Annotated in this window: 19 protein-coding genes; 8 read left to right on the top strand and 11 right to left on the bottom strand. The window is 40.5% G+C overall.

Annotated features, from left to right (window positions below; genetic code table 11):
• Positions 1–60 precede the first annotated feature (60 nt).
• From bglF to M1F26_RS01440, 5 genes are all read left to right on the top strand, one after another.
• Positions 61–1,953: a PTS beta-glucoside transporter subunit IIABC gene (gene bglF, locus M1F26_RS01460; protein ID WP_140172009.1), complete on the top strand. Its 1,893-nt coding sequence runs from the start codon at positions 61–63 to the stop codon at positions 1,951–1,953.
• Positions 1,954–1,963: 10 nt separating this feature from the next.
• Entirely contained in the window at positions 1,964–3,358 is a 1,395-nt protein-coding gene (locus tag M1F26_RS01455; RefSeq protein WP_112307788.1) for a glycoside hydrolase family 1 protein, read from the top strand.
• Between the two features lie 137 nt (positions 3,359–3,495).
• Complete coding sequence (locus M1F26_RS01450) at positions 3,496–4,800, top strand: carbohydrate porin (protein ID WP_140172008.1); 1,305 nt, start codon at positions 3,496–3,498, stop codon at positions 4,798–4,800.
• Positions 4,801–4,958: 158 nt separating this feature from the next.
• Positions 4,959–5,657 (top strand): helix-turn-helix transcriptional regulator, encoded by a 699-nt coding sequence (locus M1F26_RS01445; RefSeq protein ID WP_140172007.1) that lies wholly within the window; start codon positions 4,959–4,961, stop codon positions 5,655–5,657.
• 49 nt (positions 5,658–5,706) lie between these two features.
• A complete protein-coding gene (locus M1F26_RS01440) occupies positions 5,707–6,306 on the top strand; it encodes a glutathione S-transferase family protein (RefSeq protein WP_004262587.1) in 600 nt (199 codons plus the stop codon).
• Positions 6,307–6,362: 56 nt separating this feature from the next.
• Here the strand turns inward: M1F26_RS01440 and gorA are convergent, their stop codons facing one another.
• Complete coding sequence (gene gorA / locus M1F26_RS01435; protein ID WP_036958623.1) at positions 6,363–7,715, bottom strand: glutathione-disulfide reductase; 1,353 nt, start codon at positions 7,713–7,715, stop codon at positions 6,363–6,365.
• Positions 7,716–7,853: 138 nt separating this feature from the next.
• Positions 7,854–8,696, bottom strand: coding sequence for a 23S rRNA (adenine(2030)-N(6))-methyltransferase RlmJ (locus tag M1F26_RS01430; RefSeq protein WP_004262593.1), 843 nt, complete (start codon positions 8,694–8,696; stop codon positions 7,854–7,856).
• Between the two features lie 233 nt (positions 8,697–8,929).
• Between M1F26_RS01430 and M1F26_RS01425 the strand changes: the two genes are divergently transcribed.
• Positions 8,930–9,334 carry a DUF1090 domain-containing protein gene (locus tag M1F26_RS01425; protein WP_036958592.1) on the top strand — a complete coding sequence of 135 codons (405 nt, stop codon included), beginning with the start codon at positions 8,930–8,932 and terminating at the stop codon, positions 9,332–9,334.
• Between the two features lie 204 nt (positions 9,335–9,538).
• The gene (yhjD, locus tag M1F26_RS01420; protein WP_004262608.1) at positions 9,539–10,531 is read left to right on the top strand and encodes an inner membrane protein YhjD; all 993 of its coding nucleotides are present in this window, start codon (positions 9,539–9,541) and stop codon (positions 10,529–10,531) included.
• A 46-nt stretch (positions 10,532–10,577) separates the two neighbouring features.
• Here yhjD and M1F26_RS01415 read toward each other — a convergent pair whose 3' ends face one another.
• Complete coding sequence (locus M1F26_RS01415; protein ID WP_140172006.1) at positions 10,578–11,639, bottom strand: NAD(P)H-dependent flavin oxidoreductase; 1,062 nt, start codon at positions 11,637–11,639, stop codon at positions 10,578–10,580.
• Positions 11,640–11,848: 209 nt separating this feature from the next.
• On the opposite strand from M1F26_RS01415, the gene M1F26_RS01410 reads away from it, so the two are divergent.
• Complete coding sequence (locus M1F26_RS01410; protein ID WP_180359510.1) at positions 11,849–12,847, top strand: serine hydrolase domain-containing protein; 999 nt, start codon at positions 11,849–11,851, stop codon at positions 12,845–12,847.
• Positions 12,848–12,913: 66 nt separating this feature from the next.
• Here M1F26_RS01410 and M1F26_RS01405 read toward each other — a convergent pair whose 3' ends face one another.
• From M1F26_RS01405 to M1F26_RS01370, 8 genes are all read right to left on the bottom strand, one after another.
• Complete coding sequence (locus M1F26_RS01405) at positions 12,914–14,410, bottom strand: insulinase family protein (protein WP_227528880.1); 1,497 nt, start codon at positions 14,408–14,410, stop codon at positions 12,914–12,916.
• Positions 14,411–14,579: 169 nt separating this feature from the next.
• Positions 14,580–15,278 carry a HAMP domain-containing protein gene (locus M1F26_RS01400; RefSeq protein WP_036958595.1) on the bottom strand — a complete coding sequence of 233 codons (699 nt, stop codon included), beginning with the start codon at positions 15,276–15,278 and terminating at the stop codon, positions 14,580–14,582.
• Between the two features lie 193 nt (positions 15,279–15,471).
• Positions 15,472–16,476 (bottom strand): dipeptide ABC transporter ATP-binding subunit DppF, encoded by a 1,005-nt coding sequence (gene dppF / locus M1F26_RS01395; protein ID WP_004262626.1) that lies wholly within the window; start codon positions 16,474–16,476, stop codon positions 15,472–15,474.
• Positions 16,473–17,453 (bottom strand): dipeptide ABC transporter ATP-binding protein, encoded by a 981-nt coding sequence (gene dppD / locus M1F26_RS01390; RefSeq protein WP_140172003.1) that lies wholly within the window; start codon positions 17,451–17,453, stop codon positions 16,473–16,475. The genes dppF and dppD overlap by 4 nt, the downstream gene beginning before the upstream one ends.
• Before the next feature lie 12 nt (positions 17,454–17,465).
• Entirely contained in the window at positions 17,466–18,368 is a 903-nt protein-coding gene (gene dppC, locus M1F26_RS01385; protein ID WP_004262633.1) for a dipeptide ABC transporter permease DppC, read from the bottom strand.
• 10 nt (positions 18,369–18,378) lie between these two features.
• A complete protein-coding gene (gene dppB, locus M1F26_RS01380) occupies positions 18,379–19,398 on the bottom strand; it encodes a dipeptide ABC transporter permease DppB (RefSeq protein ID WP_004262635.1) in 1,020 nt (339 codons plus the stop codon).
• A gap of 168 nt (positions 19,399–19,566) precedes the next feature.
• On the bottom strand, positions 19,567–21,174 hold the full coding sequence (gene dppA, locus M1F26_RS01375; protein ID WP_004262639.1) for a dipeptide ABC transporter periplasmic-binding protein DppA: 1,608 nt from the start codon (positions 21,172–21,174) through the stop codon (positions 19,567–19,569).
• Positions 21,175–21,793: 619 nt separating this feature from the next.
• Positions 21,794–23,380: a ShlB/FhaC/HecB family hemolysin secretion/activation protein gene (locus M1F26_RS01370; protein ID WP_140172002.1), complete on the bottom strand. Its 1,587-nt coding sequence runs from the start codon at positions 23,378–23,380 to the stop codon at positions 21,794–21,796.
• Positions 23,381–23,385: the final 5 nt, after the last annotated feature.

The raw sequence follows: 23,385 nt of genomic DNA, 5'->3' as shown, positions 1-23,385 counted from the left end.
TTTTGCTTATTTATCAATAGTAACGTGGCTTCTATTGTTCAGGTAATAAAGGAAATCAATATGAAATATCAAGCTTTGGCGAAGCAAATTATTGAAAACGTTGGAGGAAAAGATAACGTTGTCGATTTAATACATTGCGCGACACGCCTACGCTTTAAACTGAAAGAAAGTAAAAAAGCCAATGCAGAGCAATTAAAACAAAGTCCAGAGGTTATTACCGTAGTTGAAAGCGGCGGTCAATTTCAAGTCGTCATCGGTAACCACGTTAACGAGGTTTTTAACGCAGTTAATCAGTTAATTGATACAACTTCAAACTCAATAAATCAGCCCAAAAAAGCGGAAAAAAAAGTGGTAAAACAAGATAAAGAAAGCCTACTAGGCTACTTTATTGATATTGTCTCCAGCATCTTTACGCCTATTTTAGGCATCATGGCTGCTTCAGGTATTTTAAAAGGGTTACTTTCATTAGCAGACGCATTAGGTTGGCTATCCACAAGCAGTGGCACTTATCAAATCTGGTTTGCAGCAAGTGACTCTTTATTCTATTTTTTCCCACTGGTACTCGGTTACACCGCAGGGAAAAAATTTGGTGGAAGCCCATTTGTTACCATGACGATTGGTGGTGCACTCATTCACCCAATGATGATTACCGCTTTTCAGCAAAGTCTCGTTGCGGGTTCTACACCTGAATATTTTTTGGGGATCCCAGTCACCTTTATTAACTATGCAGCATCTGTCATTCCGATTATTTTTGCCTCTTGGTTAAGCTGCCTGCTTGAAAAGCGACTAAACCAAATCTTACCTTCTGCAATGAAGAATTTTATTACACCTTTCTTGTGCTTACTCATTATTGTCCCTCTGACCTTTCTTGTTATTGGGCCTTTAGCAACTTGGATAAGCATGTTAATTGCGGAGAGTTTCCAAGCTATTTACAACTTTGCCCCAGTTATCGCAGGTGCTTTCATGGGTGCTGTTTGGCAAATATGCGTTATTTTCGGTTTACATTGGGGAATTGTCCCTATTGGTATTAATAACTTAAGTGCCCTAGGCCATGATGCGCTTTTCCCCCTATTACTTCCCGCTGTAGCAGGGCAAATTGGCGCCACTTTAGGTGTTCTATTAGCAACAAAAAATGCAAAAATGAAAATTATGGCTGGCTCTTCTGTTACCGCTGGCTTATTTGGTATTACTGAGCCTGCTGTCTACGGTGTGACTCTTCCTTTGCGCCGACCTTTTATTTTTGGCTGTATTGGTGGTGGTGTTGGTGGCGCGATTGTTGGCTATAGCCAAACTCTGACATTCTCATTTGGGTTAATTAATATTTTCACTTTTGCACAAATCATCCCGGAACATGGTGTTGATAATACTGTTTGGGGAGCCATTATTGGTACAACGCTCTCTTTCTTATTTGCCACTATCGCAACCCGTTTCTTTGGTATTAAAAGGGAAGCGATATCCCCTGAAATATCGGTTAAAACTGAGATTACGTCGACCCCCAATGACGTTCTTGCACCATTGGGCGGTGCAGCTATCCCATTAAAAGATACTCCAGATGAAACTTTTGCAAGTGGTTTACTTGGACAAGGTGCTGCCATTATTCCAAATACTGGGAAAGTCTATGCGCCATTCGATGGTGAAGTGAGCTCATTATTTAAAACTGGCCATGCATTAGGGTTATTAAGCCAAAGCGGTATTGAACTACTCATCCATGTGGGGATCGATACCGTGAAATTAGATGGGCTTCATTTTTCACCTCAAATTAAACAAGGTGATGCATTCAAAACAGGTGATTTATTACTGACATTTGACCGAGAAAAAATTCTCGAGGCAGGATATGACTTAACAACCCCTGTTATTGTAAGCAACAGTGATGATTATGCGTCGATCGAATTCGTCGAGCTCAATAAATCAATTCAAAGCTGTCAGAAATTTATCACCGTTAACCACAAATAAGGAGCTAAGCATGATTAAATTTCCAAATTCATTTTTATGGGGTGGCGCAATCGCAGCCAATCAAGCTGAAGGTGCTTATTTAACTGCGGGTAAAGGGCTCAGCACATCCGATGTTCAACCTCATGGCATATTTGGTTCATTAATTGAAAGAACACAAAATGAGAGTTTTATTAAAGATATTGCCATCGATTTTTATCACCAATATAAAACCGATATCGCACTTTTCGCTGAAATGGGTTTCACCTGCTTACGAACCTCGATTGCATGGAGCCGTATATTTCCACTTGGTGACGAATTAACGGCCAATGAAGAAGGCCTCGCTTTTTATGATAATTTATTTGATGAAATGGCAAAGCATAACATTCAACCTGTCATTACATTATCCCATTATGAAATGCCCTATCACCTAGTGACACAATATGGCGGTTGGGGAAATCGTAAAACGATTGAGTTTTTCGAACGTTATGCACGTACCGTCTTTGAACGTTATAAAAATAAGGTCAAACTATGGCTGACGTTCAATGAGATTAATATGTCACTACATGCACCAATGACTGGTGTGGGCCTACCTGAAAATAGTTCTCCTTCTGAGGTTTACCAAGCGATTCACCACCAACTTGTCGCCAGCGCTAGAGTCACTAAAGCCTGCCATAGCATTATCCCTGATGCTAAAATCGGTAACATGTTATTAGGAGGTCTCGTTTATCCATTAACTTGTAAGCCTGATGATGTATGGGAAGCCATGATAGAAAATCGCAAATGGCTATTTTTTGGTGATGTACAATGCAGAGGCCAATACCCAGGTTATATGCTACGCTATTTTAGAGATAACCAAGTTAATATTACAATAACAGAAGAAGATAAACGTGACTTACAAAATACAGTGGACTTTATCTCATTCAGTTATTATATGACAGGTTGTATTACCGCAGATAAAGATGAATATGAGAAAAAACGCGGAAATATCCTTAGTATGGTCCCAAATCCTTATTTAGAAAGCTCAGAATGGGGATGGCAAATAGATCCAAAAGGAATTAGAACGCTATTAAATTTATTATGGGATCGATATCAAAAACCATTATTTATTGTTGAAAATGGACTAGGCGCTATTGATGAAATAACGCCTGAGGGAGAAATTATTGATGATTATCGTATTCAATATATCAACGACCATTTAGTTCAAATCCATGAGGCTATTCAAGATGGTGTTAATATTATGGGTTATACCAGCTGGGGGCCTATAGATATTGTCAGTGCATCCAATGCAGAGATGTCAAAACGTTATGGATTTATCTATGTTGACCGTGATAACCAAGGTAACGGCTCTCTCGAAAGAAAACGTAAAAAAAGCTTCTATTGGTACCAAAGTATTATCAAGAGCCAAGGAGAGTTATTAAATCAATAGAATAAATATCTAAATATAATAAAACTATCTCGGGATAATTATTTATCTCGAGATTCCTTATATTAAAAATAACACCGCATGAGCCCATTCTCTATTATTGGGTTAAAGCAAACCATTGCTAATAGGTTATCTCCGACATGAATAAAAAATTATTATTCTCTTTGTTGTTTTTAACATTGCCTGCTATTGCTAATGAACAACAATGGAATGGAACTGTTTTAGGCTTTGAGCTCGCTCCTAAAGGAATATTTGGTGATATGTTGGGCATACGTCCTATATTATCTGACCACGGCTTTTCATTTCACAGTAATTATTTGAGCCAAGTCGCCTATAATGCAGGGGGCGGTTATAATAATGACAAACATACTGCTTATATAGACCAATTTGCTTTCACATTCACACAAGATCTTGAACGTTGGACAGGAATTCCCGATGCTCGTATTGAAGGAAACATTGTCAATCGTAACCATGAAGACAACCTGACAGTCAAGCGCCTGCAAGACCCTCGAGTACCTAATAATGACCTTGCACAAGAAAGCTATGGAGGTGGCTCCGTAACGCGGTTAGGTTGGCTTACTTTTGCTCGCAGTTTTGATGACCGCCGACTAACTTGGCGTATTGGGATGATGAATAAAGTACAAGAGTTTGACCAAATTATCCCTTGTGATTTTCAACTACTTAGCCAATGTGGTGGAAAATCAGCCAACGCCCTGACATGGAGCAATTGGAATATTCATACTTGGGGAACGACCGTTAGCTATAAAATCACCCCTGAGATTACCATCAAAACAGGAATTATGGAGCAGAATCCTCAAGCGACGGATAGAAGCCATGCGTGGAGTTGGTCAACCAAAGGCAGTAAAGGTATTTTATTACCCTTAGAAGTTGAAAATCGCACTTTCGTCAATGGGTTGCCTGGTGCTTATAACTTAGGATTATTATATACCAATGCCAAACAGCATGATCTGTATAAAGATAAAAGCTATAACAACACATGGTTTGTCTATGGTGGAATGAACCAACAATTAACTCGCCATCAAGATGATGAAAATCGAGGTTTAAGTTTATCTGTCAGTGGCAGTTATCATGATGAGCGCAGTAATTTCATGAATTATGTTGTTTCAAGTTCCCTTCGCTACCGCGGGGCATTTGATGCAAGGCCTGAAGACTGGATTGGTCTCGGTATCTCGTATATTGAGCTCAGCGACCACTTTGCGAAAAACCAAAAAATACAAAATGAACAGCTCGGGGTCACCAATTATAATGACCCGTTATATCACCCTATTACTTCAAACGCGTTAAATGCAGAACTCTATTATCGTTTTAAACCTGTTTATTGGCTGGAACTCCAACCAAGTGTGCAATATTGGCATCAACCAGGCGGTGTCCAGAAAACATCGGATGCATGGGTTTTGGGATTAAAAACGGTTTTAACGTTTTAAATAATATTACTGTGTATTTATCGGTATTGATAAAGGGAATTTTCCATTCCCTTTATCGCCAATTAACATATTAATTAGCATTCAGCTCATTGTTTTTTTACTATAGCTAAATTATCTTTGCTGTTTTTCTCACTCAATAACATTAAGCAGACAACTTCATGACCCGCACTCAGCGCCTACTCACGTTATTACAGATACTCAAAGAGAATCGCTATCCTATTACCGCTGAAGCACTTTCATCACAACTGCAAGTCAGCGTGCGTTCTATCTATCGAGATATTGAATCCCTACGAGACCAAGGTGCTGAAATTGTCGGGGAAGCCGGTATTGGCTACCAATTAAAAACGGGTCTATTACTACCGCCTTTAGCTTTCGATGAAAATGAACTTGAAGCCTTAATATTAGGTTTACGTTGGGTAAAAAGTAATGCAGATAGTGAACTAAAAAACTCCGCAATACGGGCGATAAGTAAGATTAACTCCGTGGTGGCAGGTCATTCACAGAAAATTCTAAATCAAAATACCTTATTTGCTCCTACCACACATTTCTATGAAATTAACGATATCATCGTTAAAGACTTACGTTTAAGTTTACGAGAAGAATGCAAAGCCAAAATGACTTATCTTGATGGACAAAACCAGCCTAGTGAACGAATTATTTGGCCAATTGCAATTGGTTATATGAAAGATTCACAAGTACTGGCTGCTTGGTGTGAATTACGGAAAAGTTATCGCCATTTTCGTTTAGACCGCATTCAGTCTTATCATGCACTTTCAGATAAACTACCTTACCCCAAAAATTACCTACTAGAGCGCTGGCAAAAAGAAGTATTGTGCGTCTCTCCTGACAATTTCTGACACTCAACTCCCTTATAGTAAGTGCTCAACTTCATATAAGGAAATCACCATGAGCGAACTGGTTCTTTTTACTAATTCAATGTCACGTGGCAACACGGTCGACCTACTATTAAAAATTTTAGATGTTCCTTACAAGCGTATTGAATTAGGTTATGGTGCAGATATGCATACGGCGGAATATCTTGCAATTAATCCGATGGCGAAAGTTCCCGCACTTGTTGATGGTGATGCCGTCGTCACTGAAACCGCTGCAATTTGCTTGTATTTAGCGGATAAATTTATTGAAAAAGGTTTAGCACCAGCTTTGAATGACCCTAAACGTGCAGATTACTACCGTTGGTTCTTATTTACTGCTGGCCCAATTGAATCTGCCTTCACTATCAATAATTTAGGCATTCAATTAGATGAAGAACAGCAAAAATCTTCTGGCTTTGGTTCTGTCGAACGCACAATGGCCTGTTTAGAAATCGGTTTAAACAATGCTAAACCGTTTATTTGTGGCGAGCAATTTACTGCTGTTGATGTGTATGTCGGTGCATTTGTGATGTTTTTAGTTAAATACCAAATCATGGAAACCACCCCTGCGATGCAAAAATACCTTGATAGCTTAGCGGCTATTCCTGCGATTGCAGAACTGTTGGCAAAATAATGCCAAAAAAAAGCTAAGCTCAAATGAACTTAGCTTTTAATTTAAATAACCAATACTTAACGCATGGTCACAAATTCTTCTGCCGCTGTTGGGTGAATGGCCACCGTATTATCAAAGTCTTTTTTGGTTGCACCCATTTTTAATGCAACCGCAAAGCCTTGTAAGATTTCATCCATACCAAAACCGATACCATGAATACCCACGATTTTTTCTTCTTCACCCACACAGACCAATTTCATACGGCAAGGCTGGCGATGCGAAGTGACGGCGGTATACATGGCTGTGAAAGATGACTTATAGCATTTAACTTTATCAGCACCATATTTTTCAATCGCTTCTGGCTCAGTTAAACCAACTGTACCAATTGGTGGGTGAGAGAACACCACAGTTGGGATATTACTGTAATCTAAGTGCTCATCCGGTTTATTATTAAATAAACGTTCAGATAAACGACGACCCGCAGCAACCGCAACAGGGGTTAACTCAACGGCGCCAGTATTATCACCAACTGCATAGACACCCGGTACATTAGTATTTTGGTATTTATCAACCTTGATATAACCTTTTTCATTCAGTGCGACGCCTGTGGCTTCAATATTCAGGTTATCTGTCATTGGTTCACGACCAATAGCCCAAATTAATGCATCGACGGTTTGTTCTTGGCCATTTTCCAATTTTAATGTCAGTGAACCATCTGCATTTTTCACGACTTCTTTCGGAATTGATTCCGTATGCAGTTTAGGGCCTTCCGTATTCATGACTTCCACTAATGTTTCGACAATCAGTGGGTCAAATGAACGTAACGGGGCATGTTTACGCACAAATAAATGCGCCTCTGCGCCTAAACCATTTAATACACCAGCAAGTTCAACGGCAATATAACCGGCACCCACAACCGCAACACGTTTTGGCAATGCTTCAAGTTCAAAGAAGCCATCAGAAGTCATGCCATATTCTGCACCTGGGATAGCAGGGATCACTGGACGCCCGCCAGTTGCAATCAAAATATGGTCTGCCGTGTAGGTTTCACCATTTACCTCAACAGTATGGGCATCAATAAAACGTGCAAAACCATTGATGACATCAACTTTATTATTCCCTAAGACACGGTCATAAGACTGGTGAATTCGGTCAATATAAGCAGTACGACTATCAATAAGTGTTTTCCAATCAAAACGATTAATTGTCGCATCAAAACCATAATCAGGACCATAATTGCGAATAGCTTCCGAGATTTGTGCCGCATGCCACATCACCTTTTTCGGTACACAGCCCACGTTAACACAAGTCCCACCTAATGCTTTCGCCTCAATTAAGGCACATTTTTGCCCATACATTGCTGCACGGTTCATCGACGCAATACCACCGCTTCCGCCACCAATTGCGATATAGTCGTAATGTTTGCTCATAATTTGGTTATTCCCATTGATTGAATGATTTATGAATGCATTTTCTCGCATCATGCTATTGATTGTCATGGCATAAATAGCGCTTTACGATAGATAACACCTGTTAGTTTAATCGGTATTACCTATCAAAAATACAGTTTACTCTGGCACAATCCACTCAACTAACGTATGCCCAGTGCCTTCTGGGACGAGTGTTTTATGTAACCATGGCAGCACATTCTTCATTTGCTGCTCAAGTTTCCAAGGTGGGTTGATCACTATCATACCGGATGCCGTCATCCCACGTTGGTCGCTATCAGGACGTACCGCCAATTCAATTTGTAATATTTTACGAATGCCTGTTGCTTCTAATTGATTGACCATACGCTTAATTTGTTGACGTAATACAACAGGATACCAAATTGCATATGTTCCTGTTGCAAAGCGTTTATAGCCTTCCACCACCCCTTTCACGACCGCTTCATAATCCGTCTTCATCTCATAAGGAGGGTCCATCAGCGCAAAGCCACGTCGACTCTGTGGGGGTAATTTCGATTTTAGCTGTTGATAGCCGTCTTCCTTGAAAACTTGCGCGCGGTTATCCCGTGAAAATTCTGTACGTAATAATGGATAATCGCTCGAATGTAGTTCAGTTAATACCAGCTTATCGTGTTCACGTAATAAATATTTTGCTAATAATGGTGAACCTGGGTAATAGCGTAAACGCCCATTATCATTCAATTGGCGCACAATATTCATATACGGCAATAATTCCTCAGGTAAATCAGGTTGCTCCCAAATACGCGCAATCCCTTCAAGATATTCACCTGTTTTTTCTGCATGTTCCCCCGTTAATTGATAACGGCCAGCACCTGAATGTGTATCTAAATACAGAAACGGTTTTTCTTTCTCTTTCAGAGATTCAATAATCAAGCTCTGTACTGTGTGTTTTAACACATCAGCATGGTTGCCTGCGTGAAAGCTGTGACGATAACTTAACATGTAACGTTTGTTTCCTGAGGAAATTCAATACTAGCCACTAAGATGACTATTATTAAATAGGTTCTTTAAAGATAGCCCTTTTGAACAAAAAATAGACCGGATTTATTCATCCGCGTCATTATAGCTAAAATTGACTACAAATGTCATAACCATAGCTGTGTTAAAATTCACATGACTGAAAAGAAATAAAACGCTATCCTAAACACAAATTTTAAAATAAACAGAGGTAAATGATGAATAAACTACTCCTTACAACTAGTATTTGTATTTCCTTTTTTGCTAGCGCATCAGTAATGGCGGCAAAAACACAAAATGGCTGCGAAATAAAGAAACAACGCATTCAAGAACAAATTGATTACGCAAAACAACATGGTAATCAGCATCGAGTTAAAGGCTTAGAAGAAGCATTAGATAATGTGAATCGTTATTGCACTCCAGAATCTTTATATCGTGATAGTCAAAAAGATGTAGCTGAGAAAACAGAAAAAGTGCAGGAACGCGAAGCTGAGCTGCAGGAAGAAAAATTAAAAGGCGATGACAGTAGTAAAATTAAAAAACGTGAAAGAAAACTCGCAGAAGCTCAAGCAGAATTAAAAGAAGCCCAAGCTGAACTGCAAGTTTATAAAGATGCACTTTAATTTCTAACGCCCCTTTTCCTCTGATTAATTAACCAGTTGCTTTGACTTTAAACAAACGTTCCAATGACTATTTGTCTCTTAAAACAGTCATTGGGATGAAGTTATTGTCCAATTTAAGCTATAGTATTATGCATATCATTCATTTATAGGCATTAAATAGGTCGAAAAGTCAGACAACTTTTAGTTGCGGGAAAAGGGGATTAAATGTCGAATACGCAGGAAGAAGAACAGAAAGATACTAATAAACTGAAAGCGACACTGAATAAAAGTATTGATGGCAGTAAAAAAGCAGTGACCTTCTCAATGCGAGTTGTGAACTTTATTTGTGCAATTCCTTTTATTGCTCACATCATTCGTACCGTGCAACGTTTTAATGACCGAATGGGGAACCAGTTTGGGGCTGCAATTACCTATTTCTCCTTTCTCTCTTTAATTCCCGTTTTAATGTTTTCATTCGCCGCTGCAGGTTTTGTATTAGCCAGTAATCCTGAATTGCTTGAAAAATTAGTTCGTGGAATTTCTGCAAATATTACTGACCCTACGCTCGCAAATACATTAGAAAGAACAATAGACACCGCAATCCGCCAACGTACGACAGTTGGGCTGACAGGGTTGGCTTTAGCCGTGTACTCAGGGGTTAATTGGGTTAATAACTTACGTTTAGCTATTTTGGCACAATCACGTTCTGTATGGGAACGTAATGAAGATGAACATGAAAATATTATTTTCCGCTACATTCGTGACTTCTTTGCCTTAATTGGCCTACTTATTGCCTTAATTGTGACAATTACACTTACCTCTGTTGCTGGCTCTGCACAAGCAACGATTGTCAGTACGCTTGGGTTAGATGGTATAGAATGGCTTAAACCTGCTTGGACACTGATTGGTTTAACAATATCAATTACAGCTAATTTCCTACTGTTTTTATGGATTTTTTGGATCCTACCGCGTATGCAGCATCGCCGCAGGTCACTATTTAAAGGAACATTACTTGCTGCTATTGGGTTTGAAATCATTAAATCCATTATGACATGGATTTTACCTAACCTTGCTTCGTCACCTTCTGGAGCGGCTTTTGGTTCAGTGCTTGGCCTAATGGCATTCTTTTACTTCTTTGCGCGTTTAACCTTATTTTGTGCAGCTTGGATAGCGACTGATGAGCCAAAAGGTTCATTGGATAACGAAATAATTAAATAACAACTTACTGGGGCGGTAAGACAAACCGCCCTACCACTGTTTAAAACTAGCGTTTCATTTCTTCTGCCAACGTTCTAACCAATAAAGACGCAGACATCTCACGAGCTTTCGCCACATTCTGCCCCGCCCAATATGCCGCAAACTCATCACTACCTAACTTCATTGCTGCTGCATTGAGCTGCTTACCAATATCATAAACCAATGGATAATCAGGTAATTGACTTGTCTCATAGCCGTTACCTGCTCGAATAAATTGATTAATAATCCCTCTCGCTGGGCGCCCTGAAATAGCAGAAGTTAGTTGAGTGAGATCCCCAGTTTGCGATTTGATCTTAGCCCGATAGCCTGCGTTCGCGGCAGATTCAGGGCAAAGCAAAAATGCAGTGCCTAATTGAGCGGCAGCAGCACCGCACTCTAAAGCCCTATTGATATCTTGCCCATCCATTATGCCACCCGCTGCAATCACAGGTAAATCAATATACTGGGAGATTAATGTCACTAATTCATAAGTAGTGAGTTCTTCATCTAAAGCCTGCAAATCAAACATGCCTCGATGCCCTCCCGCTTCAATACCTTGTGCAACAACAGCATCAATTCCAGCCAATTCAATTTGTTGTGCTTCTTGTAAATTCGTTGCTGTCGCCATGGTATAAATACCATGTTGTTTCAATTGCTGTACCACCTCGATGGATGGAATATTAAAATGAAAACTCACTACCGCAGGTTTTGTTTCAAGTAACATAGATAACATTTCTGAGTTATCTAAAAAAGTGTGATAAATTTCATTGAGATAGGTAGGAGGAGTCTCATTAAATTGAGCGAAATAAGGCGCTAAATACTGGCTCCATGCCAGTTCATTATCAGGATGACGTTTCGCAGGTAAATGGCAGAATAAATTGACATTGAATGCTTTACTTGTCAGTGCTTGTGTTTGAGTAATCAATTGGCGAGCTTGTTCTACTGAATTTGCGCCTAGGCCTAGTGAGCCAAGCCCTCCAGCTTCTGAAACCGCAGCGGCTAGCGCCGGAGTAGAAACTCCCGCCATTGGGGCTTGTATAATGGGATAACGCAAACCTAACCGTTGTAGAAATATATTCGAGCTATTCATGTTATTTCCTTTACTTCAATGTCTGGGTACATTTTATGTTCTTATATTGAGGATAAACATAGCACCAAATTTATATAAAAAGAAAAAACACTTGCCATTGTGTCGTCGCCATATTGTCACTTTAAGCGCATTTAAAGCGTGCAGGGATCGTATAGATATGATTAAGATGCCATATATCCTCATCTTAATCATTCAATAATGAGATTATTATGACTACCTCTATTCAACAGCTCGAAAATTTAACTTGTGGCATCGTCCTTTACTATCATAATCAGACCAAAAATAGCGTGGGTGCCTTCTGTGCTAGAGGAATGGATATTGAAGGTAGGCCTCTTACTGTTGATACACCACTACGAATTGCCAGTAATACAAAGACATTTACCGCAGCTGCAATTTTACGTCTTGCTGAAATGGAAAAACTCAGTATTGATGATGCAATATCTGAATATATTGACCCTCAATATAATACGCTACTCAGTACCCAATATAATACTCACGCTATCACTATCCGCCATTTACTGGAGCACAGTAGTGGCCTGCTAGACCATGCAGATGGAGACTATCTAAAAGCCGTTCTCAAACAACCTAACTATGTTTGGAGCCGAACAGAACAAATCGAAATGTACATGCGTAAACAATTTCCAACGTTTTCGCCTGCAAAATCCTTTATCTATTCAGATACGGGTTATATTTTGCTCGGTGATATTATTGAACGGATTACGGGGCAATCTCTTGGCCTAGCTGTTAGGGAGCTTTTGCATTTCGATTCTATTGGTCTCGAGAGCGCATATTGGGAGTCATTAGAACAACCGCCGCAAATCGCAGCACCACGGGCTCGTCAATATTTAGGTAAATTGGATGGAACACATATTCATGCTTCCATGGATACCTATGGCGGTGGGGGTTTAGTTATGTCCTCGAAACAAATGGCGATATTTCTAGAAGCGCTGTTTGAGGGAAATATTTTTTCATCACCAAATACGCTAGAGACTATGCTAAGTATGGGTTCTCACGAAGGTGCAGAACTTTACCGATTAGGCATTATGGTGAATGTGGTCAATGGTATCACCCTGTATTCCCATTTAGGCTTTTGGGGATCTGTAGCCTATTACGCACCAGAAGCAAAAATCAGTGCGGCAGGATTTGTTGATGACAGAGAGTCGCGAGAGACTCTAATTCGCGTTATTGAATCGCTATTAAGCCAATAACATTAATGAAAAGGTAGCCACTGAATCATTCAATGACTATCTTTTCATATATCTATCTTTTCATGCTTATTGTGAGGTGTGGTTTTCTTCTGCTGGTGCAGCAGGAGCCGCTTCTGTTGGTACTGGCGCAGCAATTTGGGGCCATAACACCTTGGTAAATTTCTGGCGAATTTGTTCTGCATCCATCATTTGTTTATCTTTTGGCTGCGCTAATACAAACGCTGCCTCTTGAGATAATAACCGACGGGCTTCCATATTCACCTGCTCAAGGCTTTGTGACGCCAAGAAAGATTGCCTTAACCGCTGGTATTGTTCAGGAGCAATGTCAACCACCCCATTTTGTTGAGAAATCAAACGTTGGCTAATCAAAACATCAGTACTCGTACGCGCATAGGCTGCAAATAGTTGCGATAACTGCACTTGTTTTTCTTTAAGCATATCGTCAAATAGCTCAGCAGCAATACCATTTTGGTTAATCGATGCAAGCTCACTCGCAACAATATCCGTTACCGCTGCCATTTTTTCAGGTGCTGCTGTCACCGTTAACGTACAACTGGCTTTCTGATATTGCACACGACAATCTAACCCCGGAACAACTTCTCCTTGATTAAATTTTTGATTGAACGCTTTTTGCAAAGAACGATAAACCGCTTCACGTGCTAAATCGCTCGACCAATAACGCAGTAAAACATTTGAGTCTTTAATGGGGAGCCAATCAATATCCCAAATTAATGAAAGCGTATCCTGTGCAGGCTGTTCCTGTAAAATATCAATAGATTGTGGTTTTACCGCCGATAGCACTGCAACAGAAACAGGTTCAGAGCGCCTACCTTCTAATGATGAGAAAGTTTGTGAAATTGAATCAGATAACATTCGAGAATCAACATGGCCCGCTACATATAATGTCATGACGTCCGGTGTGTACCATTTTTGATAAAAAGAATTCACACTATCAAGAGCTACAACATCATTCGGTTTTTGGCCTGGGTCATACCCCATCATCGTTGACCCCTTTAAACGCGCTCGCCAAACGGGATCATTGGCATTTAAAGGAAGTGTTGCAACTGGAACATTTTGTGCTGTCAAACCATTATGTAATGTCGTTTCTGTATACTCAGCTCCTGCAACAGAAGTTGCTAACCAGCTGAGTGCTTGCTTAATTAAGTCCGGGCGATTATTCGGTAAACTTAAGCTATAAATGGTGTAGTCATAAGAAACAACAGCGGGTGGAATTGGCATGTCAGGGTCTGTAGCCTGACGCCAGAAATCTTGTAATGTTGCTGTTGGAAATTCTTCAGTTTGATGAAGCAACGCCATTTTAGGAATGAGGTAACTGTACCCTTTTTCGCTCGCTTTTTCTGTTAATGAGCCTGTTTTAATTGCTAATCTAAGCTGGATACGATCATTAGGACGTTGCGGTGTTTGTAATAATTGCCAGCTAAAGCCATTTTCTAGCTTCCCTTGCTGCCATGCTGGATCAGGTTGTAAAGGCTCAGCTCCCGCTAAATGCGCGACTGAGAATAATACAACACCAATGATATACCGAACTTTCAAGCCCTGCATGTAAACCCCTATGTGTTTTATATCTTTATATTTAACCGCAAATAGCAACAGATAAATTAACGAAAAACGTGAACTTATCGGGTTAAACGATATAGTTTGGCTTTATTCCATTTTTCATTGTTACCACTATAACGATATTAGACCATAAAGCTGAGTTCATGTTCATGACTTAATCTGATTTTTGCTGTTTTCTTTGACGGTTATACCCTTTTGCAAGTAAACCGAGCTCATCGTCACGATGATACTCAGACACAACAATTTGATTAACTTCAGAATTTGTCTGTAATTCAATTGCGATTTTACGTAGCGGCCTTATTATCATACGACTGACACACCACGTCATTCCAATAGCAATAATGAGTACCAACAATAAATAAGTTGTTGTCATCAAAGCAAGGGTATTTAGTGCAAATCGATAAACACGGTTAGGATCCACTTGTAATGTTAAATACCCTTGAGGCTTCGCTTGCAACACAACATTTCCATACGCATACAATGGTACGGTCATTTCGACAGGGATCCCCACAAAATGGGTAACCCAATTGGGTATCGGCTTCGGCGTTGCAAAGCTTAGGTTCATTACCGTTGTGCCATCAACAGTAATAATCGCGTTTCCCATAATGCCTGATGTCTTTAAGCTTATCAGCAGCCGTTTAACTTCATTAAGGTCGGAGCTTAGGAGGGAATCTGTTAATGGTTTTTGAATTTGCACTACAGCGTTACTGAGCTGGTCTAAATAATCTTGCTTACGTTGTTCAACTAAATAACTGAATTGAATAGCTAAAAAAAGCGCAAGTGATAGTAGCGTAATCATAAAGAATACGACCATACTTTTTAATGTTAGTGAGCGTTGGACTCGGGTATTCATTTGGCCACAACCTTTCTAATCAAGCAGCTTTTTAAAGAAAACGGAAACATCAGTCAGTATACTTGATTTTATCCGTAAAAGAGTAGCTTAAAAAGAAAGATTGGGTATTTAGGACAAACAGCATGTTAAAGCGGCTTAAAGTGGCACTAGAATAAAAGACGGCAAAAAGTTAGCCTTTCCACCGTTTCACTCCTTAACTCACGACAACCGTTTGTTTTTCATCTTCATCAACCGCAAAACACGCAACTAACTGTTGGTTATATTCCTTCAATGTTGGTTGGAATTGAGTACACTGACCAAATGCTCTACGGCAACGCGCTGCAAATGCGCACCCCGGTGGTGGGTTTAAAGGACTTGGTAACTCTCCCGTTAACTTAATACGTTCGCGCCGAGCGTCTGGGTTCAACCTTGGTGTCGCTGATAATAACGCTTGAGTATAAGGGTGAAGAGGGTTATTAAAAATCTGCTCTTTTGTTCCTTTCTCCACACAGCGGCCTAAATACATCACCATGACTTCATCAGCAATATGCTCTACCACCGATAAATCATGTGAAATAAAGACATAAGACAAACCTAAATCTTGCTGTAAATCCATCATCAGATTTAATACTTGAGCACGAACAGAAACATCCAGTGCGGAAACGGGTTCATCTGCAACCACAATGTCAGGGTCAAGCATTAAACCACGTGCTATCGCGATACGCTGGCGTTGACCACCAGAAAACATGTGAGGATATCGGCTATAGTGCTCTGTTTTTAAACCCACTTTAGCCATCATCGATAATACTTTTTCCTTGCGCTGCTCTTTCGACAGTGAAGTATTAATCAATAACGGCTCTTCCAAAATTTGCCCCACCTTTTTACGTGGATTCAAAGAGCCATAAGGGTTTTGAAACACAATTTGGATTTTTTGGCGACGCAGTTTCTCTGCAGACTTATCTTTTACTAACAAGTTTTGGTCTTGGTAATACAACTCGCCCTCAGAAGGTTGCTCAATCATGGTTAATAAACGACCTAATGTCGATTTACCACACCCCGACTCCCCAACCACGGCCAGTGTTTTACCTCGTTCTAGCTCAAAAGAGACTCCATCCAATGCTTTTAAGGTTTTTTCAGCAGCAAAAACCCCTCTTTTGACGGAATAATATTTTTTCAAATCCACCGCTTTGAGCAATGGAGTGTGTTGTTTATCACTCATAATGTTGGCCTCCCCATATCATCCAGCGGTATATGGCATTTGACTTGGCGATCACCAACGGTTTGTAACATTGGCTCTTCTTGACGGCATTTCTCCGTTGCATACGGACAACGTGGGTTCAATAAACACCCTACAGGCCTATCGTATTTTCCGGGGACCACACCAGGAAGTGAGGCTAAACGGGATTTATTCGTCGCAAATTCCGGCAAGGCACGTAATAGCGCTTGTGTATAAGGATGGCGAGGATGTTTAAAAATATCACTTGCTTTGGCGGACTCCACCACCTGCCCCGCATACATCACAATAATATGATGCGCAGCTTCTGCCACTAAAGCGAGGTCATGCGTGATAAGCACTAATGCCATATTTTCTTGCTGCTGCAATTCCAACAATAATTCAATAATTTGGGCTTGAATAGTGACATCTAATGCCGTTGTCGGCTCATCCGCAATCAATAATTTAGGCCGGCATGCTATCGCCATAGCAATCATCACACGCTGGCTCATTCCTCCTGACAATTGGTGAGGATACACATCTAAACGTGATTGTGGGTCAGGGATACCCACCATGTCTAACAGGTCAATTGCCCGTTGCTTACGCGTACTTTTGCTGCCGCCTTGGTGGACTTTCAATGCTTCCATAATCTGATAACCCACCGTAAAACATGGGTTTAAACTGGTCATCGGGTCTTGGAAAATCATCGCCACATCGGCACCAACGATTTGCCGGCGCTCTTTTTCAGGGATTGACAGTAAATCTCGCCCATCAAATTGCAATGAATTCGCCATCACTTTTCCGGGGTAATCAATTAACCCCATAATAGCCAGTGAACTCACTGATTTACCTGAACCAGATTCCCCTACAATACCAACGACTTGGCCTTTATCAACGCTATAGCTGATGCGGTCAACGGCGCGAAACGGTGCCTTTTCGTCTCCGAAATGAACCGAAAGTTGTTCTACATTTAACAATGCCATTTGGTTACCTCATCACTGCTTGAGTTTTGGATCAAATGCATCACGTAACCCATCACCCATTAGGTTAAACGCAAGCACCGTCAATAAAATTGCCAGTCCAGGGAAAGTCACAACCCACCATGCACTTTGTGCAAATTGCAGCACATCAGACAGCATCGTTCCCCACTCAGGAGTTGGTGGCTGCGCGCCCATTCCGAGGAAACCCAAAGCAGCCATATCTAAAATGGCATTCGAAAAACCTAAAGAGGCCTGTACAATCAATGGTGCCAAACAGTTAGGCAAAATATTCACGAACATTTGGCGTACTGCCCCTGCACCCGCAACACGAGAAGCCGTCACATAGTCACGGTTGACTTCGACTAAAACAGCCGCTCGTGTTAATCGAATATAGTGAGGTAATGCAACAAACGTCAAAGCAATCGAAGCATTAACAATCGAAGGTCCAAAAATGGCGACCAGTACCAAAGCTAATAACAAACTTGGCAATGCCAACATGATATCGACAACTCGCATAATTAATGCGTCAACGACACCACCAAAATAGCCAGCGATCACACCAATAGTGACCCCCATGATTAACGACAGCACAACCACTAAACAACCAACTAGCAGTGACAGGCGGGCGCCATACATTAAACGAGAGAGTAAATCACGCCCAACATCATCAGTGCCTAAAATAAACTGCCAACTTCCCCCATCTTCCCAAACTGGCGGAGCAAGTAAGAAATCACGAAATTGTTCATCTGGAGCATGTGGAGCTAATATACCTGCAAAAATCGCAATCAGTACCATCAGGATAATGTAGAACATCCCGACAACTGCCCCTTTGTTACGTTTAAAGTAGTGCCAAAATTCTTGTAATGGTGTCATCGGCTGTGGGGCGCTGACAACGGTTGGCTCAGTAGATTGAGACATTTAGCGCTCCTTATTTCTTATGACGAATACGTGGGTTTACAATGCCATACAGCACGTCGACCACTAAGTTTACGAAGATAATCAGTGTAGCAACCAGCAGAACTCCCCCTTGTACCACAGGGTAATCACGACGCTGTAGCCCTTCGATTAACCAGCGCCCTAACCCAGGCCATGAGAAAATAGTTTCTGTCAAGATAGCCCCTGCTAACATCACCCCAACCTGCAAGCCAATTACCGTAACAACGGGTAATAATGCATTACGTAGTGCGTGAATTAAAATTACGCGAGCGCGGCCAAGACCTTTAGCACGTGCAGTACGAATATAATCCTCTCCCAATACTTCCAACATTGACGAGCGAGTCATACGCACAATAACGGCTAATGGGATCGTACCCAAAACAATTGAAGGCAATATCAAGTGCTCTACCGCATCAATAAAATCGCCATCTTCACCCCAAATTAGGGTATCAATTAGCATAAAACCGGTCAGAGGCTGGGAATCATCAAGAAAAACAGTGTCACTCACTCGTCCTGCTACAGGGGTGAGGTCTAATTGCACCGACACTAACATGATGAGCATGATCCCCCACCAGAAGATAGGCATTGAGTAGCCTGTTAAAGAAAGGCCAATCGCAGTATGGTCAAAGATTGAACCACGTTTTACTGCGGCTAAAACCCCAACTGGGATCCCAACAGAAATTGCAAAAATCATGGCACAAGTTGCCAATTCCACTGTCGCTAAAAAACGGGGCAAAAACTCTTCCCATACACCGATGCGACTTTTTAAGGAAATCCCTAAATCACCATGAAATATCCCATTGATATAATGAAGATATTGTTTCCAAAGTGGCTGATCAAGCCCTAACTCTGCCATTAAATAAGCATGCCTTTCAGGGGATAGTCCCCTTTCACCGGCCATGATCATCACCGGGTCGCCTGGGATCATGTGGACAAAGGCAAAAGTCAATAATGTAATACCGATAAACGTGGGGATCACAAGCCCCAATCGTCGGAGGATAAATTGCAACATATCCTGAATCTCTTTAATAATGCCGTTGACGGCTCTTAGTCCGTTTGGCTACTCAGAAAATTGCTTTTCCGGGTGCTCACAAACAACTTAACTTCTCTGCTTCTTCTAGAGAAGAAAACGCCCTCCGCTCTAAACCAGCAACGAAGGGCATAGACAGATTAGATACGATTACTTCTCAATATCGACGTTTTCGAAGTGGTGTTTGCCTAGTGGGTCAACCACATAGCCTTTGACTTCTTTACGTACGGGTTCAAACACTGTAGAGTGCGCGATAATCAGGGCTGGCGCCTGCTCATTCATCACAACTTGCGCTTGTTTGTACAGTTCGACTCGCTTGTCGTGATCTGCTGTTTGGCGCGCTGGTTGGATCAAGTTCTCAAAGCTTTCATTACACCATTTTGAGTAATTAGAACCTTGCTCTTTTGCTGCACAGCTAAACAAGGTTGCAAAGAAGTTATCAGGGTCCCCATTGTCACCCGTCCACCCCATCATTACTGTTTGTGGCTCACCATCTTTCGCACGTTTGAGGTACTCTCCCCATTCGTAGCTAACAACTTTTGATTTAACGCCAACTTTTGCCCAGTCTGCTTGGATCATTTCCGCCATGCGACGGGCATTTGGGTTATATGGTCGTTGAACAGGCATAGCCCATAGGTCAATTTCAAAGCCATTCGGGAAGCCCGCTTCTGCTAATAATGCTTTTGCTTTTTCAGGATTATATTCGTAATCGTTCACCGCATCGTTATAGCCCCACATTGTTGGTGGGATAAGGTTTTTCGCTTTTTGGCCTGCACCTTGATAAACCGCTTCGATAATTGCATCTTTGTTCACCGCCATAGACAGTGCTTGGCGAACCTTTTGATTATCCAGTGGTTTTTTCTCGACATTATAAGAGAGGTAACCGACGTTTAGGCCTGGTTGCTCCATTAATGTAATGTCTTTATCTTGCTTCATGCGCTCTAAATCAGCCGGATTTGGATATGGCATGACTTGGCATTCATTTTTTTGCAGTTTTGCATAACGAACGGAAGCATCTGGCGTGATAGAGAAGACTAAACGGTCAAGTTTAGGTTTTGTGCCCCAATATTGGTCATTAGCTTTATAAAGAATACGAGAGTCTTTTTGGTATTGTTGCAGAACAAATGGGCCCGTTCCAATTGGGTTTAAGTCCACTTTCTCTGGCGTACCCGCTTTCAACATCTGGTCTGCATATTCCGCAGAAAGAATCGATGCGAAGTCCATTGCCATATCGGCTAAGAATGGTGATTCTGGGCGAGTTAACGTAATTTTCACCGTATTATCATCGACTTTTTCAACTTTATCGATAATTTTATCCATATCCATTCCCATAAAGTATTCATAGCTACCGCCTGAAACTTTGTGATATGGGTGATTTGCATCTTTTTGGCGCATAAATGTATAAATCACATCATCTGCGTTAAGATCACGGGTCGGTTTAAATTCTTTGTTAGAGTGCCATTTGACACCCTTACGTAGATGGAAAGTGTACTCTTTACCATCATCACTCACTTCCCAGCTTTCCGCTAAACCCGGTTCAATTTCCGTTGTTCCTAATTTGAATTCAACTAAACGGTTATACAGCGGGATAGAGCTTGCATCATAGGTTGTTCCTGACGTGAACAACTGTGGGTTAAAGCCTTCTGGAGAACCTTCAGAACAGTAAACTAACGTTTTTGCCTGTACTGTTGCTGATACTGCTAATGCTGCCAATGTAAGTCCTACAGTCAGTAGACCTGTCTTTTTAATAGAGCGCATCTGTATGCTCCTATGGTGTTCATGTTGTTTTGCTTGATGTCTAGATCCGTCATAAAAGCGACAGATGTAGTATCTGTATTTTTTGTTATTCATTGTGCAATTAATCAACTGTCACTCACTTCGTCAATAGCCACATTTACGCTCCGCCCACAATTCATGTAACATATTAGAAACAATTAGCATTACAATTTAGCTTAAAATTTCATAATGAAGTGCAAGATGCAGGTGTTATAACCATATAATTAGTAGTGAATAGGGTTTTATATCGAGGTTATTTATTTTTATATTTGTGATTAAGTGCTGAATTACTGAACGAATATAGTGATTTTGTTGGCATGATACGAAATAAAACACTAGAGAGAATCGATGTGGAAATTATTTTAGTATGTAATTATTTAGTTTGTTTTTTATGCAAATAAAAAACATTCAACTGCTTTCACTAAACATAATTTTAACCAATTGATAACTTAAAGAATAAAATAATACTGGCTGTAGTTTGTATTCTTATTTTCCAAAGTACAGAATATGCTTTAATACCAACGATAAAAGCTACAATTGCCTAGTATTACCTAGGTCATTTTAAATAGATACAACCACCAGCTTTAACCCTATGATTTAATTAATAATGAAATTTCATTTGAAGGCTCGAACTCATTGAATTTGCCAGTAGTCGGTCAGTTTGCCAAACTGGCGCTTCTACAAATAAATGATATGACAAACGCCCAATTTGGCCTTTAGCTCCGACTCTCCCTCCCAGCAATAGGTTTTCTTTCCAAAATGTGGCTCTATCATTTGATGTTGTTCCTAAACCTAACGAGGTATATAAAGCCATATGCGGCCATGGGCTCTGCCAGAGCACCTCGTTTTGTAGCTTTAAGCTATTATCCCCCATTTCAAGGTGCTCAGCTCCACCGATAAAACCACTAACACCTCCAAAACCAGTAAGTGATCCTTGGTCTAATAAAACATCTAGCTTGTCACGACTTAATTGCATATCAAATTGGCTTTGATATTGAAAAGGGGAGGCTTCCTTCATTGCTGAAGCCGAAATCTGTAAAACCTGTGGCTTATTTAAACCCGTAATTTGCTGTACATTGGTACCAAACCAATTAGTTCCTTGTTTATACGTTAATGTAACTAAAGCACTTCCCCGTAAAAAATTGACCTGATGAGTTAACCCACCAATGATGTAATGAGCCAAGCGTTGTTGTGTTCGTAAGTGTAGGTCAGCCAAAAACGTGTCACTTTTTTGGCTTTCAGACCCTAGACTTAATGAAGTTACCGTTTTTTCTGTTCGTTTTAATAAATATTCGGCTTGTAGTAATAAGAAGCCGTTATACTGCTGTAGTGGTAAAGCGGCATCATTACTGGTAATAACTGTTTTATTTTCCTGATACCCACTAAATATTGAAAACAACCAATATTGATAAGGGAGAGAGTAAAACAATATTGCTGATTTAATTTCAGTTTCTTCAGTGTTACTAAATTGACGGCTGATTTCTGAATATAAAAAATCACTTCGTAAAAAAGGATTGGCGACCATAAAAGTATGGCCAACAGTGCTACCGACTTGCCGAGAAATTGAGTGTGATTCAAAAGAAAGCGCACCTTGGAATTCGCGTCGGTGCTGGCCTACCACGACAATTTGCGTGGCATTCCCATAGGTATCATCAGGAATTAGTTTTATATGGAAAGGAAGTAAAGATGTATTTTGCAAATTGTACAAGCCTTGTTCAATTTGCCGTAAATTAAGCGTATCACCTAACTGGAAAGGAAATATGTGTGGTAGTAATTTATCTTCTGACTGCTCATTTTGATAAACCACAGAAGAAACCGTTCCTGCTATTATTTTTGCTTGCAAAATACCAAACAGAAAAGTTTGCTCAGGGTAATACAAGTAAGAGGTCAGATAACCTGCATGAATTAACTTCGCCGTAATATCATCTGCATAGTTGAGTAAGCCTTGTTCATCAATACATTGGCCCTCTATCTTTTGCCGCCATTTATTGACTTGGCTAACAGCTATTTCCTTAATCTGCTCAAGCCCAATGAAATGTACTTGGTTTATCATAATACAAGTAGATGGCATCTCAACAATACCATTTGGAGGCGCTATAGGCGCGCTATAAGCTTTAAAGCCAATAACGGTATAAAGACTTAATAAGAAGAAACAAAGATGTATCGATAAAACGTTATTAACTTTCATTAACG

The sequence above is a fragment of the Providencia sp. PROV048 genome, from assembly GCF_033688165.1.
In the GTDB taxonomy this organism is placed as follows: Bacteria; Pseudomonadota; Gammaproteobacteria; order Enterobacterales; family Enterobacteriaceae; genus Providencia; species Providencia hangzhouensis.
This window is presented reverse-complemented; position numbering and strand designations above follow the sequence as displayed.

Coding starts and splice junctions, on each gene's coding strand:
- M1F26_RS01370 (WP_140172002.1), bottom strand. CDS start 23,380: ATGAAAGTTAATAACGTTTTATCGATACATCTTTGTTTCTTCTTATTA.
- M1F26_RS01425 (WP_036958592.1), top strand. CDS start 8,930: ATGAATAAACTACTCCTTACAACTAGTATTTGTATTTCCTTTTTTGCT.
- M1F26_RS01400 (WP_036958595.1), bottom strand. CDS start 15,278: ATGAATACCCGAGTCCAACGCTCACTAACATTAAAAAGTATGGTCGTA.
- M1F26_RS01455 (WP_112307788.1), top strand. CDS start 1,964: ATGATTAAATTTCCAAATTCATTTTTATGGGGTGGCGCAATCGCAGCC.
- M1F26_RS01440 (WP_004262587.1), top strand. CDS start 5,707: ATGAGCGAACTGGTTCTTTTTACTAATTCAATGTCACGTGGCAACACG.
- dppA (WP_004262639.1), bottom strand. CDS start 21,174: ATGCGCTCTATTAAAAAGACAGGTCTACTGACTGTAGGACTTACATTG.
- M1F26_RS01445 (WP_140172007.1), top strand. CDS start 4,959: ATGACCCGCACTCAGCGCCTACTCACGTTATTACAGATACTCAAAGAG.
- M1F26_RS01415 (WP_140172006.1), bottom strand. CDS start 11,639: ATGAATAGCTCGAATATATTTCTACAACGGTTAGGTTTGCGTTATCCC.
- M1F26_RS01450 (WP_140172008.1), top strand. CDS start 3,496: ATGAATAAAAAATTATTATTCTCTTTGTTGTTTTTAACATTGCCTGCT.
- M1F26_RS01430 (WP_004262593.1), bottom strand. CDS start 8,696: ATGTTAAGTTATCGTCACAGCTTTCACGCAGGCAACCATGCTGATGTG.
- M1F26_RS01410 (WP_180359510.1), top strand. CDS start 11,849: ATGACTACCTCTATTCAACAGCTCGAAAATTTAACTTGTGGCATCGTC.
- bglF (WP_140172009.1), top strand. CDS start 61: ATGAAATATCAAGCTTTGGCGAAGCAAATTATTGAAAACGTTGGAGGA.
- M1F26_RS01405 (WP_227528880.1), bottom strand. CDS start 14,410: ATGCAGGGCTTGAAAGTTCGGTATATCATTGGTGTTGTATTATTCTCA.
- dppC (WP_004262633.1), bottom strand. CDS start 18,368: ATGTCTCAATCTACTGAGCCAACCGTTGTCAGCGCCCCACAGCCGATG.
- dppD (WP_140172003.1), bottom strand. CDS start 17,453: ATGGCATTGTTAAATGTAGAACAACTTTCGGTTCATTTCGGAGACGAA.
- yhjD (WP_004262608.1), top strand. CDS start 9,539: ATGTCGAATACGCAGGAAGAAGAACAGAAAGATACTAATAAACTGAAA.
- dppF (WP_004262626.1), bottom strand. CDS start 16,476: ATGAGTGATAAACAACACACTCCATTGCTCAAAGCGGTGGATTTGAAA.
- dppB (WP_004262635.1), bottom strand. CDS start 19,398: ATGTTGCAATTTATCCTCCGACGATTGGGGCTTGTGATCCCCACGTTT.
- gorA (WP_036958623.1), bottom strand. CDS start 7,715: ATGAGCAAACATTACGACTATATCGCAATTGGTGGCGGAAGCGGTGGT.